This window comes from Chromobacterium subtsugae (genome assembly GCF_035919665.1).
In the GTDB taxonomy this organism is placed as follows: domain Bacteria; phylum Pseudomonadota; class Gammaproteobacteria; order Burkholderiales; family Chromobacteriaceae; genus Chromobacterium; species Chromobacterium subtsugae.
Window position 1 is genome coordinate 2,942,128 of sequence record NZ_CP142381.1, and the last position, 16,399, is coordinate 2,958,526.

Genomic DNA, 16,399 nt, shown 5'->3' on the forward strand with positions numbered 1-16,399 from the left:
AGGATCAAAAAAAACCGCCGCATGCCGGATCAGGCGCCGAGCGCAACCACGCGCCCGCCCGCCGGGTTTTCACGCGCGACGTCCAGGCCGCGGTACAGGCTTTCGATTTCCGCCGTATCCTGCGCCGCCGGCACCGCGCGCACCAGCGGCGCCACCACGCTGTCAGGCTCTACCGGCAAAACCGGGATGGCGTCCGCCTTTCCCGCCGCGGTGTTCTGCAGCGCGGCGCGCGCCGCCTCGCCCGGCCGCGGCGGCTGATCCAGCAGCGCGATGGCCTCCACGCGCCGCACCATGCCAGACAGCGCGGAGCCGATGTCCTGCCGCAAGGTATGGCGATAGTTGACCGTGCCGCTCACTTTTGCCGTCGGCATCAGCAAGACGTGGTCGGCGTGGATGTCGCCATCCAGGCTGCCGGCCACCACCACCACCCGGGCGTGCAGATCGCCGCAGACATCGCCGCCCTGGCTGACGATGACGATGGGGTCGCAATCGTCGATCGCGCCATTGGGAATCAGGTTGCCCATCACCCGGCCGGAAATCTTGACCCCGCGCCCGATGAAGATGTCGCCATGGATTTCCATGTCGATCTCGATCAGAGAACGGATCTGCTCGCGGGTGATCGTGGGCGAGCTGACCTTGGGCGGCATCTGGCCCGCGTCTTCAAACCTCTTGCCGGCTTCCTCCTCCAGCGCCTCGGATTGCTGGATGGAGTGCAGCTTGTTGAGCGTGTCGCTGCCCAGCAGCATCTTCGCGAAGAATTTACGCATGATTGGATCCTTTTAGTAGCTGGCGCGGCGCGTCCGCCTTGCCGCGCGCCCGATCTAGAAACTGACCTTGTAGCGGCCGCGGTCGGTTTCCACCACCTGCGCCTGCTGGTCTATGCTCTGGATCACCTCGCCATTGCGGAAATGATCCCCCACCCGCAATTCAGCGGTGCCGCCGTTCGACTTTTTCACCCACACCGAGGTGGAAGACATCCCCAGCACCTTGCTGCCGGCGTCCTTGCCGCCATCGCCGTGCGCTTTTGGCGCGCGCGCCTGCCCCGCGCCGCGCGATGCCATCTGGCGATTGCGCTCGCGCAGCGTCTTCACCTCTTTCTCCAGCCGCGCCACCTTGGCCTCGAGGCTTTCCGGCTGCGCCGCTTCCTTGGCCTGCGCCGCCTTCGGCTGCGACGCGTCGGCATCGCCGCCGGCCGCCGGCTCGCGGCTCAGCGCGGTTTTCTTGGCCGACGGCGCCAGCAGCGCCGGCTCGGCCGCCGCGTCCGCAGCGGCGTCAGGCTGCAACGGCGATGGCGATGCGGCGGCCTGGCCCGGATTGGCGCCGGGCTGCAGCAGCGCCGGAGGCTGCGACGGCGCCGCCGCGGACGGCGGCTGCGCGACGCTGGCGCTGCCGAGCGATGCCGGCGCGGCCTGATGCGTCAATTGGGCCGGCGGGGTGTTCACCATAGGCTTGACCGGATCCATAGGCCGCATTGCAGTCGGCGCCGGATCCTCCACCGGCGGGGGATTCAGCACTTTCTGCCACAAGGGCTTGGTCAGCATCACGACCACCACGCCGCCGATCAGCGCCAGCAAGGCGATGCGCTTGGCGTCTTTCTTGGGCTGCGCGGCCGGCGGCGAGTCCATCGGCTCGTCGTCGAACTTGAGATCCTGATGCGCCGGCGCGGCCATGGTCCGGCTGGCATTGCGCGCCACCGGCGGCTCATCCTCGAAGCTCAGCCTATCCTCGTCCAGAGCCAAGCTTTCCGCATCGCCAAAATCGTGTGCTCCACTCATTCTGCCACCTCACCGAGAGAATTGGTTAATCCGTTTTCTTAAACTATGTTATATTGAAGTACATACTAAATCAAACTTTATGCGAGAAGAGATGCCGCTTTTCGACGTTCCCGCGCCACCGAGCGCCAATCCGCTGACCATTCCCTACCGCGCGCCCGCGCCGCGCAACTACGCCGAAGCCCGCGACCTGCTGGTCAAATCCAGCTTGCGCGCAGTCGACATCGCCAAGCTCAATCTGCAGAAAAAGCTGGAAGACCAGCCGCAACGCGCGCGGCGCGCCAACTTCATCGCAAGCCAAGGGCGGATACAGGCCGGCCTGGGCTTCGCCAAACTGGCCCTATTGGCGGACGGCACGGCCAAGGCTCCGGTGACGCTTTACTGGAAAATAGGCGAAAAAGCGGTATTCCAGGCACGCGGCACCCCCACTGCCGACGTGTGCGACGGCGTGCGGCGCATCTGGATGTCCGCCATCTGGTACGACATCTGGGAAAAGGGCATCGCCAAAAGCCAGGCCAGCCTCGACAATCTGCCCGCCATCATGTTCCAGTCCGGCGCGGCGCTGTTCAACGACCGCAAGCTAGGCATGGCGCAAGCCAGCCAGCAGGTTCGCGAAACGCTGGGCAGCGGCGGCGAGCTGCGACTGGAAAACCGCAGCCAAAAACCGTTCTACCAATTTTCGCTGGATAGCGTCCTCAGCAATGCCTGCCTGAACGGAAACATGACCTACACCGACACCGGCGCCGCCTTGCCGCTGTATGGCGCGCCCTATCCCGGCCTGTTCCGCCCCTGAGGAAACGCGATGCGCATCGACAAACGCAGCGCGCTCGCGCTGGGCGGAACCACCCTCGCCCTATTGGCGGCCTTCAGCTGGCTGGGCCTGCAGGGCTCCGCGCCGGCCCGCGCCGCCGGCAGCCTCTTCGCCATAGGCCTGCTGCTGGGCAGTTTTCTGAACGTGCTGGCCTTCCGCCTGCCCCAAATGATGGAGCAAGCCTGGCAGAGGGAGGCCGCGGAAGCCTGCGGCTTGCCGCCGCCTGAACAGGCGCCGCTCAGCCTGTCCCACCCGCATTCGCACTGCCCCGGCTGCCGAAACACGCTCAAAACCTGGCAGCTGGTGCCGGTTTTCAGCTACCTGTTGCTGCGCGGGCGCTGCGCCTTCTGCGCCAGCCCCATCAGCCCGCGCTATCCGCTGGTGGAACTGTCCGTCGGCCTGATCTTCGCCGCGGTCGGCTGGCGGCTGGGCCCGAGCCCGGCCGCCCTGGCCCACTTGGTTCTGCTTTATCTGCTGCTGGCATTGGCGCTGATAGATCTGGACAGCAAGCTGCTGCCCGACAGCCTGACGCAACCGCTGCTATGGCTTGGCCTATTGGCCAATCTGCTCCAGTCTCTGGCGCCGCTGCAAGATGCGGTAATCGGCGCCATGGCGGGCTATCTGTCGATGTGGCTGATCGCCGCGGCCTTTCGGCTTTGCACGGGCAAAGAAGGACTGGGCATCGGCGATTTCAAGCTGATGGCGGCGCTGGGCGCCTGGCTGGGATGGGAAGCGTTGCCGCTGATCATCACGATAGGCTCGATCAGCAGCGCACTGGTCGGCATCGCCCTGATAATCGCCAAAAGAACGGAACGGGAACAGACGCAGCCGTTCGGCCCCTTTCTGATCGCAGGCGGCATCGTCGCGCTGCTCTGGGGGAAAGAAATCACCCGCTGGTATCTGGCGCTGGCTTGAAAGGCCAGCCGGCGCGGATCTTCAGCGGAATAACATTTGCTTATAAATACAATTTGCAAATGATGATTTCATTTTTAGCTGAATTTAAGTAAATCTACGCATGTCATGCGGTTTAAAATATCAGTATTATCTGTTAGGTGTAAACAGTAAATTCACAACAAAAACAAATGATCTGGCATATAGAAGACGATGTGGGCGTAGTGTTCAAAGGCTCGGAAACCAGCTGCATTGGCAGAATGCAGCAACTGCGCCGACAATCGATACTGGGCTTGCCGCTGCCGACCTGCGGCGCCGTGCGCGTGGTGAATCATCAAGGCGTCGTAGCAGCCACCTTGCTGGCCGACGCGCCGCAGCAGCGGCTGGCGCCGACGAACCGGCAAGCGCTCTACGCCCTCGACCAGGACATGGTGGAACATTTGGGCCACACGCCCCGCTGAAGCCGAAACCCCGGCCGACTCATCGCAAGTCCATCCCCGGGGCATCCAGCAAGCCCCGAAATTCCGCGCCCGGCAAAGCCGGCGAAAACAGGAATCCCTGCCAGTAGTCGGCCCCCATGTCCTTTACCGCCTCCAGTTGGGCCATGGTCTCCACCCCTTCGCACACGCTTTCCATTCCCAGGTCGCGCACCATGCGGATCAAGTTGCGCATGATGATGTGGTCCCGCTCTATCTCCAGCATCTGCCGGGTAAAGCTGCAATCTATCTTGATGGTGGTGGCGGGAATATGGCGCAGATGCTCCAGCACCGAAAAACCGGTGCCGAAGTCATCTATCGCCACCCGAACGCCCAGCTTTCTCAACTGGCGCGTCACCTCCACCATCGTCGGCAAATCATGGAACAGATAAGACTCCGTGATCTCCAGCTCCACGCAAGACGGCTCCAGTCCAGCCTGGGCAATCAGCCGCTCCACCTTGCCAGGCAGCTCAGGGACGATCTGCCGCCGGGATAGATTGATGGCCAGGCGAAAATCGGCGGGCAAGCGCGCCTCATCCCGCCACGCCGCCATCATCCGCAAAGCGCTGGCCATGCTCCAGTCACCCAACTCGACGATGAAGCCGCTTTGCTCCGCCAGGGGGATGAAGCTGGCGGGACTGACCGGCCCATTGCGCTCGGCGCTGTGCCAGCGCATCAACGCCTCCGCGCCGGCGACCCTGGCGGTGCGGCAACTGAGCTGCGGCTGGTAATGCATGCTGAACTCGCGCTTGCGCAAGGCAGCAACCAGGCTTTCCCGAGTGGGGGCGCTATGCGCTTGATCATGCATGTTCATGAATCTCCGGCAATATCATCGGCAATCCGCCTTACGGTCTCGAAACAGTTCCAACCCACGCCACCACCCCATCCGCAACGATGCCGGCCAGCGACCTCTTCCTAGGCGCCAGGCCGGCTCAATCCTAGCGCTTACTTGCCGGGCTTCACGCCCTTGCTCAGCGCGCCCTTCCAGCCGCTGGCGCCCACATTGGCGGCGCCGCCGGACATATCGGTCAGCTTCGGGGCGCTGATGCCCAGCTGGCTCTTGCCTTCCTGCAGGCTGTCGGACTGCGGGTTGATGTTCAGCCAGTTGGCGATGCGGTGCGGTAGGGAAATCATCAGGCCCATGGTGAGAAAGGTGACGCCTATCACCACGGCCGCCATCAGCAGCGGTTTCACCAGGAAGTCCAGGCCGCTGCCCACCGCGGTCGAACCGGTGATCGACATCATCATTTCAAAGGCGAACGGCACCGCCACGTTGAACAGCGTCATCGACGCGCAAAAGCCCAGCACCACCAGCAGCGGGAACAGCGTGATATAGGCCAGCAAGCCCCAGCCGGTTTCGGCGCGGCTGTGCACCAGCGACTCGCCGTCCGGCAGCATGTGGAAGATCATCCACAGCGGCGACGCCAGCGCGGCCACCACCAGCCAGATCACCCACTCCAGCGTCATCAGCACGAAGTAGATGGTCGGCAACGAGGGCAGCAGCATGGTCAGCACCGTGCCCGCCATCACCGCGGACTTGGCCACCATGGTGGCGACATCGGCCATGCCGCCGCCGGCTATCGATTTCACCGCGTTGGAAACCATCCCGCTCTGCGCGCTTTCATTGGCGGTGCTCTTATCGCAAGAGTTGTCGCTGCCGCTGCGCTTCTCGCAAACCAGCATGTTCAGCGTGGTGGTGCCGAACATGTTCAGCAAACCGCCCAGGCGCTGCACCGCGTCGAACGCGCCCACGTCGTAGGCGCTGTTGCCCACGCCGAACAGCAGGCTGCGCAAGATCCGGTTTTCCACGTTGACCTGCAATTCGCCCATGATGGAGGCGTTGGCGTTGTTGATCGCCGTATTGCCGGCCTGCATCAGGCCGCCTACGCCGGACAGCACGCCCTGCACGGAGAAGTTGAACGCCTTGAACGCGCGCTTGAAAGCCATCCGCGTCTGGTCGTTCAGCGCCATGCCGGCTCGGGTTTCATCGCCTATGTCTTTAAAGTCGAAGCTGGGCTCGCCGGAGTAATAGATGTAATTGTCGATCTCGCCGCTGACCGACGAGTACTTTTGGTAGAAGTTGCCCAAGCCAGGCCAGCCCAGCTTCTGCACCGCCTTGGTGTTTTCCTTGATGACATCGGTCATGTCCATGTCGATGGCGCTGTTCATCTGCATCAGGTAAGTCGCCGCCAGCGTGGCCAGGATGCGCTCGTCCAGCACGCCGCCCATCCTGCCCAGAGTGGCCGACAACGCGTCCTTCAGCGTCGAATTGGCGGCTTCCACCTTGCGGCACGGCCCGACGAAGGAGCTGGATCCGCAATCCATCCGGCCAGACGGGTATCCATCGGTCGTGCTGCTCGAACTCGGCTGCGCATCCGGCCTCGTCGCCTGGGCGTTTTGCGCGCCGCCGCACAGGTCGGACAAGGAGATGCCGGTTCCGCCGCCGCCACCGCCGCCGGTTCCGGTGGCGATTCCCCACAGCTGCATGCCGATGCCGAGCGCCGAGCCGCCGCCAGGCGCCGGGTTGGTTTTGGCCGGGTTGCCATCCGCGCCCAGATTGCTGGCCGTATTCATGCACACCGCCGCCGCGGTGATGGTGGCGAAAGCCGTCGCCGCCGCGTCGGTGTTGTTCAGCAAAGACGCTGGCTTGGTGTGGACATAGCCGCTGCTGGGCAGGAAAATCCGCTCAGCCAGCACATTGGCCGCCTCGTTGCCGATGTAGTTGCCCAGCAGGGCCAGCCCCACCACCATCACCTGGATGGCGGACAAGCCGCCCGGCACCACCGGCGCGGAGAACATCAAACCGCCGACGCCGCGCAGCGGCACGATCACCGCCGACCAGCGCTTGCCCAGCACCACGCCTTCCTGGGAGGAATAGATCAAGCCCATGCCCAGAATGTAAAACGTGATCAAGGGGGTGAACCATAGCGCGACATCGGCGGCCAGCGCCATGCCGGTGGTCATCGGAACTGAATTCACCCCGGTGGTATGGATGCCGTAATACGACAAGGCGTCGCTGCCCAGCACCCTTTCCAGAAACACGAAGCCAATCCCCTTGGCTCCCTCGCTCAATACGCTCATACCTCCTCCTAGCGCCCGTTAATCGCACCGATCGGTGCTCCCTGGCTTAAACCGGCCAGTTGTTCCTTGCGTTCGATATTTCCCAACATTCCCGACGATGCGGCGAACAGCCGCTCAAACCGCAGCTGCGACTGCGATGTTTGCATCTGCACCTCGGTGGACAGCTGCTTCAGCATCACCCGGCAGCCGTTGGCCTGGCCGGTGCTGAGTCCGCTGATCACGCTGGGCGTGAACATCTGGATGGTGCTGGCCAGTTGGGTGATGCGGTCCTGCGCCATCCAGCCCTCCATATAGCTGCCGTAGCTCAGGCTCATCACCGATGCCATCTGCGCCCGCACCGCCAGCTCTTCCTGGTAGGCCGGCGAGCCCGGCTTGGCGGTGAACGGGGTATTGGGCTCCAGCCCCAGCGTGAGCCAGGCGTTGCGGCGCACATTCTCCCGCTCGGCCGCGCCCACCGGCTGCAGCTGGCCGTCCTGCCCCAGCCGCGGCCCGATCACATACGGCCGCATCACCGCGGCCCGCCGCTCCGCCGGGTAGCTGCCCACCCAGCCGTAAAACGTCCCGGGGCGATCGCCATCATAGGACCACTGCGCCAAATCGCCGCGCTCCTGCCTGGCGTACCGCTCAATCACCTGCTGATTGGAGCGCACGCCGCCGGAGGTGCCGAATTCGGACGAGCCGTCGCCGTTCGGATAGGCCGGCAGATTCTGCTTGCCCCAGGTCATGTCTGCCTGCTGGCGCTCCATCGCGTTGTCGAAGCCCAGCTTTTTCAGGTAAAGCTCGGCCTCCTTCTTGATCTGGTCGATCCGATGCTTGATGTTGTCGAGCTTCTGCTTCTGCGTTTGGTACCAGCTGATATAAGGCCCGATGTACGGGTAGTTCTTGATGATTTCCGACGTGATCTTGGTGATGATGTTTTCCTGGATGATCTTCTTGATCCACTTCTTGAAGTAATCGATGGCCTGCTGCTTGGCGTAATCCACTACGCTGTTGACCATGGACTGCACGAACTGGTCCTTATCCAGATTGCCCAGATATTGCACGATCGAATTTTTCGAACCCCACACCACCGCTTCCGCCGCCTGATCGGCCGCCGCGGGAAACATCTTGCCCATCTCCAGCGAGATGGCCTGGTTGGCCATGACAGCCAGCACCTGCTGCGGATACTTGGCCATCACCTGGCGCACCAGCCCGGCATTGGCCTGCGCCACCAGCTCGTTGGCCAGCGCGTCCGGCATGCCGTAGTAATCGAGGCTGGCCGCGTCTTCCAGCTGCGGCCGCATCCAGGAGAAATCGCCCACCGCCTCGCGATAGGCCTGGTTCGCTTCGGTATCCGGCAGGTTTTGGGCATCCTGCCGCAGCTTGGCGAGCTGCCGCTGCACATAGGCCTCGCGCAGCACCGGATAGTTGGCCATCACCTGGTTTTGCGCCAGCGCCCGCAGGCGCTGCGCCAGCTCGGCGGCCGACTGCCCGGCCGCTGGTCCGTAAGACGCGGCGGAAGCCTCCGCCCGGGCCACCGCGATGAAACCGGGCAATACCGGCGCCACCTGCATGCCCAGCAGGCAGGCCAGCGCGGTCCCCGACACGCCCTGCACCCACTTGTTTCCGACGATGGCCGCCGCGCGCGCCTTGCCCTTACTTGGCATAGCTCTGAACCGCCTGGCTCTGGCTCAGCCTGCGCAGGCGGTCGCTCATCGACATCCGCGCGTTGTTGGCGGCCATCACCGCCAGCAGGCGCTCCTGCCGCAGCGAAGACTGGTACTGGCTGAGCAGCAGGCCGGACTGCACCGCCAGCAGCTGCACCTGCGCCTTCATCGCCGTGCCGGGGTTCATGTTTTCTATGGTTTGCTGCGACATCGACAGCAATACGTCGGACACCGTCTTCACTTCTTCGGCCGACAGGTCGTACTGGCGGTAACTGTCATACGCCACCAGTTGGGCGGAGTTGTAGCCGATGCGGCGCGCCTCGTATTCCTGCGCGGCCGGATTGCTCTTGATCTGGGCGGACGACACCGGCGGCACCGGCTCCAGGCCGATGGTGAGCTTGGCGTTGTAATCGGCCAGCTTGCGGTCTTCTGCGGACGGGACATCGCCGGGCGCGAACGACAGCGGCTGCTGCACCTGCTGCTTCTGCTGCGGCGTGGCGCTCTGGAACCAGTTGGCCAAGGCGCCGTAATAGCCCTGGATCGCGGTATTCTGGTCCATATTGCCGGCCATATTGCCGGTCACCGCCTGCAGCTGGGCGGTCATGCCGCGCCGCGCCGACATCGCCGCGCCGGGCGAGCCGGTATTGTTGGCGTCCGCCGGTACTTCGCCGGGCTTGGGCAGCGACTTGCCGCACCAGATGTCGCATTGCTGCTGGCGGTTCTTGTCGGACTCCTGCCCCATCTTGTCGCGCATCGCCTCGCCCTGCTGCCGCATCACGTCCATTTGCTGGATCATCGCGGCGAACTGCTGGTATTGCTGCTGCAGGATCTGCGTCACCTGGTTCAGGATCTTGCCCAGGATGTCGTTGGACAGGTCCGCCAGGGCCAGCGTCGGCGCCAGCGCCAGGCCGCCGCCCAGCAGCAGGACCAACGCCTTTCTTTTCAACGGCAATGCATTCAGCTTTTGTTTGATAGTCATTACATCAAACCTTTTCTTAATAGGGTTTAGACGTACGGCCAGGCTCGTCCAGCCGCCAGCCCTGGCTTGCCACCGGCGGCGGCTGTATCGGGCAGGCATCCCACACCGGATCGGGCGCATCGCTGTCTTTCGGCCATTCCACCGTATTGTTTTCATCGCCGGTCTGTTTCGGCTCGCTTTGGTCCGACGTCGACACCGCGCCGCTGCATAGCATGGAGGTCGGCCCCTTGGGCGGGGACGGATTCTTGTACACCAGGTAGTGCGCCTCCCAGTGCAGATTGGGCCCGGTGTTGTTGCCGCCGCTCATGCCCGAGTAGCCGAGCAGATCGCCAGCATGCACCCGCTGTCCGCTTTTCACCGAAATGGAATTCAGATGCAGATAACGGGTGAGATAACCGTTCGGGTGCTTCAAATTGATGAAGTTGCCCGCGTTGTTGACATTGAACGCCACTCGTTCCACCACGCCGTCGGCCGGCGCATAAATCGGCGTATTGGACGGCAGGCTGATGTCGTCGCCGTAGTGCGGCCGGGTAGTGCCCAAAGTGGGATGCTTGCGCGCGGCCGAAGCGGGACTGGTCACCCGCACCGTGCCCTGAAACGGCGTGGCGAAACAAAACCCGGCGGGGCCGCCGCCATTGCCGCCACCGCCTTGCGGCAGGCTGATGCCGTCCGCGCCCGCCTGGCCAGACGACAACAGCACGGCGGCGCTGCCGCAGGCAATGGCCGACAGCGCGCCGGCAAAGCACAGCAGGAATGTCTTCATTTTTCCAGCCCGTCCATCTTGCGCCAGACCTCGCGGGCGGCGTCTATCGCCTGGCGGTGTTTCAGGTAGTAGGCGTCATCGCCCGCGTCATGGCGCAAGCGGCTGAACAACGCCTTGCTCAAATCATCCGCCAGAATGGCGCAAGCCGCGTTGTCCGGCCGCTGCATCGCGGGATCGTACAAATCCAGCGTCGGCGACGTCACCGCCGCCACATAATCAAAGCGGTTGAAGCGAATGGACGACAGGTAGGCATTGCGGCGCGCGCGCGCCTGTTCCGCCTGCGCGGCCAGCTTGTCCCAGCGCGCCTGCTTGCCCTTGGCTGCCGGCGATGGCTTTTTGCAGCGCGGCGCCGCCGGCCAGTCATCGCTGCCCAGTTCCACGCACCACTCCGACGCCGGTCCGGCCAGACGGTCGAAACCCACGCGCGCCGCGGCCGGCTCGGCATGGCCCAACGCCGAAAACTGGTAGTTGTGGCGGAAATACGCGCCCGCCATCTTGTAGCAGCCCGACTCGTACATCACGCCGCTCAGCACCAACACCGCCTTGTCGCGGCGGCCGCGCGCGGCCTGCATCAGGCCGGCGGCGCCGTTACGCTGCAGAAAGCCGGAAAACGCCCTGTGCGGCCGGATGCGCGCCACCGCGCCGCCGGCGACAGACTCCACCGCTCGCGTCACGATCGCATCGGCCTGCTGATCGGTTACCGTTTCCGCCCGAACCGGCGCCAAAGGCAGCGCCAGCAGCAGCGGCACAAGAAAGCGCGCTCTCATATTTTCAGATAAATGTTTACTATGATTTATATAATATCAAACTTTTACTAGAACAAGGCAAAAAAAAGCCTGCACTCGCCGCGCGCCGGCAACCACGCCGACGCGCTCATCATCATTCGCCGGATATCGGCACCTTCTTTTGCCGCACGCCCTTGCGGCGCGGCGGCGGCGCCGGAATCAACGACGAATTCAACGCCGCGATATCCATGAACTCGTGCAGCATGTCCAGGCTGCGGGTAGTGGCTTCCTGCTTGACCGAGATATTTTTCTCTTCCATCAGCAAGGTCTCGCGGATCGCGGCCAGAATCTCGCTTTTGCCGCGCAGATTCTTGTCTTCGTCGATATCCTCCAGCTTGCTCAACAGCCGCTGCAGCACCACCAGCGAACCGTCGCGCTCCTGCTCCGCCTGCTGCTCGTACGATTTGAGCAGATCATCCATCTCGCGCGCGATGATCTGCACCTGCGGCTCGGGCTTCACCTGCTTGCGCTCCCAGTGAGACACCGCCACCTTGCGCCGGCCGAACAACTGCGCGAACGAATCCTGATTGATGGACAGGCGCAGCCTGAGCGTGGGCATGTCCACCTGGCCAAACGGGAAGCGCTCCGGATGCGCGGCGTACCAGCGCACCAGATTGGCGATGGCGCCGTCCACCGGCATGTCGGCGTTTTTCTTGACGATGGTGGACCACCGGCCATGCGTCTGGATTCCCAGCGCAGCCAACGCCTGCGCCACCGTGGCGCCGAAATAATCCTTGAAAGCGTCCAGATCCCGCCCAATGATCGGCCTGTCCTCCGGAAAGGCCAGCACCACCGGCAGCCGGGACTCCGCGGAGTCCTGGCTTTCCTCATGGCGCTCAACCGGAAGAAGCGATTCTTGTTGATTCATCTTTACCCCAATACATTCATGCAATACACACAAGCCCGGAATCCATGCAGTATACCGCATCGCTCCGAAACCACTTCCTGGCAAGCGCAGGGTCTTTTACACCGCCCCGCTTTTCTCATTGCCGCTTAACCGCAAGCGCATCCCCGCAGCGGCGCCCCGCCACCCGGGCAATCAACCCCAGCCCGGGTATTCCTGCCGCAAGGATGCCCAAATCTTCAATACATGCAAGGCATACGGCCTGGCGCGCGCCGGATTCGGACTATGGTAAGCGCCGATGCCCGCCTCCCAGCTGCCGCGCCGCCGCACCTCCGTCGACAGCAGCCAGGCCGCGACATGCGCATTGACGCAGGGATCATACAATCGCGCGCGGTCTATGCCATAGCGCGCCAGCTTGGGCAGCCAGAAATCATTGATTTGCCAATAGCTGATGTCCACGCTGCCATTGCTGTTGCGCCCAGTCACATACGGGTTGCTGAACTGCACGCCGGACTCCTTCACCTTCAATGCCATCAAAAGCAGGTATGGCACGCCAAAGCGGTCGGACGCGTCCAGCGCGCAGTTGGCCGTGCGCCTCACATCGAAATGCTCCGGCGGCGCCTCGGCCCTGGCCGCAGGCAGCCAGGCGAGTAGCATCAACAGCAGGATACGCTTAGCCATCTCTCTCATATTTTGTTTAACAACATATGCATTATATTAAACTTTTTATAATCAGGAAATGACCGCCACGCACGTGGCGCCGCCACACGCGCGCAACGGCGCCCAGGCTGCCGGGCTGGCACAGCCTTGGCCACTCGTCCCCATGCGCCTCATCAGCCACATCGCAAGCCCCGCCCCAGACGGCATCCGCCGCCGAAACCCGCTAGAATTCCAACTATAATTGGAGGACGTCAACCATACCCCCCTCGACAATTTCGTCCTAATTCGAAAGGCCGGGATGAACAGCCAGAATATCTACAATATCGCTTTCGGCATCGTTTTACGCGACCTCAGGAAACAAAAAGGCTATTCACAAGAAGCCCTGGGTTTTGAAGCCAATCTCGCGAGAAACTATATATCCCTGATGGAACTGGGCCAGCGCTCCCCCACCCTGGACACGCTGACCGCCCTTTGCTCCGCACTGGACATCCCATTCCCGGCCCTCGCCATGCTGATCCAAGCGAAGACAACCGAGACACATGGAACCAGATCAAAAACTTAAAGATACGCTCGCCATTTACCGTGATCGAATTTCCATCCTCAAAAAGGGATACGCGCAAGAACGCTACCGGATAGAACAGCTCTGCCGATCGTTTCTGGGAGACATCGTCACCCGCGAAGTCACCAGCGTGGATATCGCCACCTACCGCGACCAACGCCTGACCCAGGTCAACCCCAAAACGCAGAAACTACTGTCCACCGCCACGGTGCGGCTGGAAATGTCGCTGCTCAGCAACTGCTTCGACATCGCCCGGATCGAATGGGGGCTGTGCGACAGCAACCCGGTGTCCAATGTCAGGAAACCCAAGATCCCCCCCGGCCGCGACCGCAGGATGACGCCGCGCGAAGAGCGGCTGATCCTGCGTTACGCGCACGCCCACTCCAACCCCGAGCTGTATTCAATCATCGTCATCGCGCTGCAAACCGCCATGCGCCAGGGCGAGATACTGGGCATGCGCTGGGAATACATCAATCTGAAGACGCGGGTGGTCCACCTGCCGGAAACCAAAAACGGCAGCAAGCGAGATGTGCCCCTCAGCCTGAAAGCGCGCGACGCGCTGATCCGCCTGGGCGTGAAAAGCAAGGGCAAGGTGTTTTCCTACAGCGCCGCCGGGTTGAAATCGACCTGGCGGCTGATGAACCAGACGCTGGATATCAAGGACCTGCACTTCCACGACGCGCGCCACGAAGCGATATCGCGGCTGTTTGAACTGAACAGCCTGGACATGATGGAAATCTCCGCCATATCGGGACACAAATCGCTAAGCATGCTCAAGCGCTACACCCACTTGAAGGCGCACAAGCTGGTGAGAAAACTGGAAGGCAACAAAAACAAGGGCAAACAGGTGGTGCTGGACCATATGGTGCCCTACCCGGCCGTTATCATGCGGCGCAAAGACACGGTTACCATCCGCCTGCTGGATTTCGATGATCTGCAGGAAACCGCGCCAGACGAACACCTTGCCGTCCGACTGGCGCAAGATGCCTTATTGAGAAGACTCATGACCAGCATGCGAGATGCCACACCCATCCCGCCAGCCGACCAGTATCTGGACAGCGTGGATGAGCGGCACATCATCATGATCGACCCGCTTGCGAACCACTCCACCCTTTGAGACAAAATTTTCGAGAAAGTATCAATTAAAATGCATAAATTCCGCCAAAAAACAAGAAATTAATCATGGGAATCATAAGGTTAAATATACGTTGCCATCGCGAAAAATCGCTTGAACAACTAGATAGCCTTGCCAATCCGGTCGCTGGAACAATAATGGAGGTGAGTTTAATGGGAGTTATCAGTTTTTAGGTACTTATACTGGGAAATATAGTGGTTACAACTCAAGCAAAAAAGCAACGTTCATACAAATCTCAGGGGGTTACAGTTCCTCCGGCGGAAGCTGTGGCAATGAAGTTGATTTGAGTGCGCAGTTGCCGGGTATTGGTACTGTTGCATCAGCAGGAACCTCTAATCCTGAATGGAGTAAGATTGCTTTTATATCGTTCCTTGTGCCTGCATATACAAACTACAATGTCACATCCTACCCATGGGCCTGCGGCCCTGGAATTTTTAATGTTTTTTCTTTTAATCTATTTTGAAGTATATTTCTGACGGGATTTTTCACAAAATTTGCAATATTGACTTAGCCGCATCGTGACCAACCCACACAACATTCTGAATGTAGTTTTGCCAATCCGGTAGATGGACTGCACAAGGAAAAATGATTGAACCATTATATAAATGTCCATTAGATAGAACTACTGGCGATGGCTCATGGGCTACTCATGGTTGTCTTGGTCAGTATTCTTCAGAGCCACAGTGTGCAAATATATGGTGGAATAATGGTGGAAAGTCATACAGTAGATCTTGCATAAGGGTTCAATAGTTTTTTGCCAATGTTGGAATTGCTATACCAGGCGTAAATAAACTTTCGGTTTAACATTGTGATTAGATTGCCAATCCGGTAGGTGGACAGCCGGGATTGTCAATGCAACAATTAGTTTAAGTTATCACAAAGTGAACAATTACAGGAGGAGAGCTCATGCAACAGAATGAGTCCTTCCACCGGTGATGATGGCAATATGGACAATTTCGTAGATTTTGCCAATCTCGCTGGGATTAAAATCGAAATTGTGGAATATATCTGGGCTCAGAGCTGGATTCTCAGATATATCTGGTGAAATTGGAAATAATATTGCAGATTAATAGTTTTGCCAATCCGGTGTGGCGAAGTCAAAATTCCGACTGACAAGGCACGTTACTATTATTTAGATACCAGCAAAGATGATGGTCAAGGGTATTTAGTTATGCTGACCAATGGCACATAGAATTTTGCCAATCCGGTAGATGGCGAAATAAAGACCAGCAAGATATATTGCTGGCCGTTTGAGGCACCACATATTCTTCCCTTATTCAATATTAGTTGGTGTGTAAGTGGCTAACCCAAATTGCGACATTCTTGACGTATATACTATGATACTGTTATTCAGGATCCTGATTAGCTTCCATACAGTCTGATGCAGTAGTTTTGCCAATCCGGTCGTGGAGCACTAAAATAACCTCAGGAACATAGTTCCAGCTATGGTATCCGGTCACAAGCGGGTATTGCTGGAAATGTGGATGATTTCAACCATTACCTTTCAGTGGTATTATTTTTGCCAATCCGGTCGCTGGGCCAAGGCTGCGAAACAATCTACATTTGAGTCTGGTTACATTGTTAATGGCCAACAAATTCCATTGCCCGCAGGCTACAAACAAGATCAATGCCGCTGGATTGTGACATCTGGAACCAACTATCACGGTGGTGTTCCAGATTTATTTGCAGGGCAGGTTTCTCTTTCCGATAGCAATAGAGTTGTGACTTGTGGTTATAGAGATATTGGCATGACCATCATTAGTGGGAATTGCCAGTATTTCATTGGGTGCAATTAGATTTTTGATTCTACATCATGCGCAATGAGAATTTTTTCTTAATAATCATTTTGCCAATCCGGTAGGTGGGGAAGATATCGGTCATTCACATCAATTCAAAAAACTGAACCAATGCAGATGCTGACTCCAAATGAGCATTTGTTCCACCTTATTTGATATTATGCCGGCTACACGTACATATCCATTTGTTTCCATAGATGT

At 60.0% G+C, this 16,399-nt stretch carries 16 protein-coding genes; 6 read left to right on the top strand and 10 right to left on the bottom strand.

Going from position 1 to position 16,399, the window contains the following annotated elements:
• Nucleotides 1-29: 29 nt before the first annotated feature.
• Together U6115_RS14115 and U6115_RS14120 are read right to left on the bottom strand one after the other, a co-directional pair.
• Complete coding sequence (locus U6115_RS14115) at nucleotides 30-767, bottom strand: bactofilin family protein (RefSeq protein WP_043580624.1); 738 nt, start codon at nucleotides 765-767, stop codon at nucleotides 30-32.
• Nucleotides 768-821: 54 nt separating this feature from the next.
• On the bottom strand, nucleotides 822-1,775 hold the full coding sequence (locus U6115_RS14120) for a hypothetical protein (protein WP_047243381.1): 954 nt from the start codon (nucleotides 1,773-1,775) through the stop codon (nucleotides 822-824).
• A 91-nt stretch (nucleotides 1,776-1,866) separates the two neighbouring features.
• On the opposite strand from U6115_RS14120, the gene U6115_RS14125 reads away from it, so the two are divergent.
• The 3 genes from U6115_RS14125 (at nucleotide 1,867) to U6115_RS14135 (ending at nucleotide 3,935) form a co-directional block, all read left to right on the top strand.
• On the top strand, nucleotides 1,867-2,565 hold the full coding sequence (locus tag U6115_RS14125) for a hypothetical protein (protein WP_047237443.1): 699 nt from the start codon (nucleotides 1,867-1,869) through the stop codon (nucleotides 2,563-2,565).
• 9 nt (nucleotides 2,566-2,574) lie between these two features.
• On the top strand, nucleotides 2,575-3,498 hold the full coding sequence (locus tag U6115_RS14130) for a prepilin peptidase (protein WP_080770350.1): 924 nt from the start codon (nucleotides 2,575-2,577) through the stop codon (nucleotides 3,496-3,498).
• A 167-nt stretch (nucleotides 3,499-3,665) separates the two neighbouring features.
• Nucleotides 3,666-3,935 (top strand): hypothetical protein, encoded by a 270-nt coding sequence (locus U6115_RS14135; RefSeq protein WP_043580621.1) that lies wholly within the window; start codon nucleotides 3,666-3,668, stop codon nucleotides 3,933-3,935.
• A gap of 19 nt (nucleotides 3,936-3,954) precedes the next feature.
• Here U6115_RS14135 and U6115_RS14140 read toward each other — a convergent pair whose 3' ends face one another.
• From U6115_RS14140 to U6115_RS14175, 8 genes are all read right to left on the bottom strand, one after another.
• The gene (locus tag U6115_RS14140; RefSeq protein ID WP_052258417.1) at nucleotides 3,955-4,764 is read right to left on the bottom strand and encodes an EAL domain-containing protein; all 810 of its coding nucleotides are present in this window, start codon (nucleotides 4,762-4,764) and stop codon (nucleotides 3,955-3,957) included.
• A gap of 131 nt (nucleotides 4,765-4,895) precedes the next feature.
• Nucleotides 4,896-7,031, bottom strand: a complete 2,136-nt coding sequence (locus U6115_RS14145) for a DotA/TraY family protein (protein ID WP_043580620.1) — start codon at nucleotides 7,029-7,031, stop codon at nucleotides 4,896-4,898.
• A gap of 8 nt (nucleotides 7,032-7,039) precedes the next feature.
• Nucleotides 7,040-8,677 (bottom strand): hypothetical protein, encoded by a 1,638-nt coding sequence (locus tag U6115_RS14150; protein ID WP_043580619.1) that lies wholly within the window; start codon nucleotides 8,675-8,677, stop codon nucleotides 7,040-7,042.
• Entirely contained in the window at nucleotides 8,667-9,656 is a 990-nt protein-coding gene (locus U6115_RS14155) for a hypothetical protein (protein WP_043580618.1), read from the bottom strand. The genes U6115_RS14150 and U6115_RS14155 overlap by 11 nt, the downstream gene beginning before the upstream one ends.
• Nucleotides 9,657-9,672: 16 nt before the next feature.
• Entirely contained in the window at nucleotides 9,673-10,419 is a 747-nt protein-coding gene (locus U6115_RS14160) for a M23 family metallopeptidase (RefSeq protein WP_043580617.1), read from the bottom strand.
• Entirely contained in the window at nucleotides 10,416-11,186 is a 771-nt protein-coding gene (locus U6115_RS14165) for a hypothetical protein (protein ID WP_146008281.1), read from the bottom strand. Before U6115_RS14165 ends, U6115_RS14160 begins: the two co-directional genes overlap by 4 nt.
• A 112-nt stretch (nucleotides 11,187-11,298) precedes the next feature.
• Nucleotides 11,299-12,072 carry a hypothetical protein gene (locus U6115_RS14170; protein ID WP_047243384.1) on the bottom strand — a complete coding sequence of 258 codons (774 nt, stop codon included), beginning with the start codon at nucleotides 12,070-12,072 and terminating at the stop codon, nucleotides 11,299-11,301.
• Between the two features lie 171 nt (nucleotides 12,073-12,243).
• On the bottom strand, nucleotides 12,244-12,729 hold the full coding sequence (locus U6115_RS14175) for a lytic transglycosylase domain-containing protein (RefSeq protein WP_052258416.1): 486 nt from the start codon (nucleotides 12,727-12,729) through the stop codon (nucleotides 12,244-12,246).
• A 277-nt stretch (nucleotides 12,730-13,006) separates the two neighbouring features.
• Here U6115_RS14175 and U6115_RS14180 point away from each other — a divergent pair, with 277 nt between their 5' ends.
• The 3 genes from U6115_RS14180 to U6115_RS14190 all read left to right on the top strand — a co-directional run bounded on the left by U6115_RS14180 (nucleotide 13,007) and on the right by U6115_RS14190 (nucleotide 16,198).
• Nucleotides 13,007-13,270, top strand: coding sequence for a helix-turn-helix domain-containing protein (locus tag U6115_RS14180; protein ID WP_043580707.1), 264 nt, complete (start codon nucleotides 13,007-13,009; stop codon nucleotides 13,268-13,270).
• Nucleotides 13,248-14,384 carry a site-specific integrase gene (locus tag U6115_RS14185; RefSeq protein ID WP_043580613.1) on the top strand — a complete coding sequence of 379 codons (1,137 nt, stop codon included), beginning with the start codon at nucleotides 13,248-13,250 and terminating at the stop codon, nucleotides 14,382-14,384. The genes U6115_RS14180 and U6115_RS14185 overlap by 23 nt, the downstream gene beginning before the upstream one ends.
• A 1,502-nt stretch (nucleotides 14,385-15,886) precedes the next feature.
• Nucleotides 15,887-16,198, top strand: coding sequence for a hypothetical protein (locus U6115_RS14190; RefSeq protein ID WP_326912088.1), 312 nt, complete (start codon nucleotides 15,887-15,889; stop codon nucleotides 16,196-16,198).
• The last annotated feature ends 201 nt before the right edge of the window (nucleotides 16,199-16,399 follow it).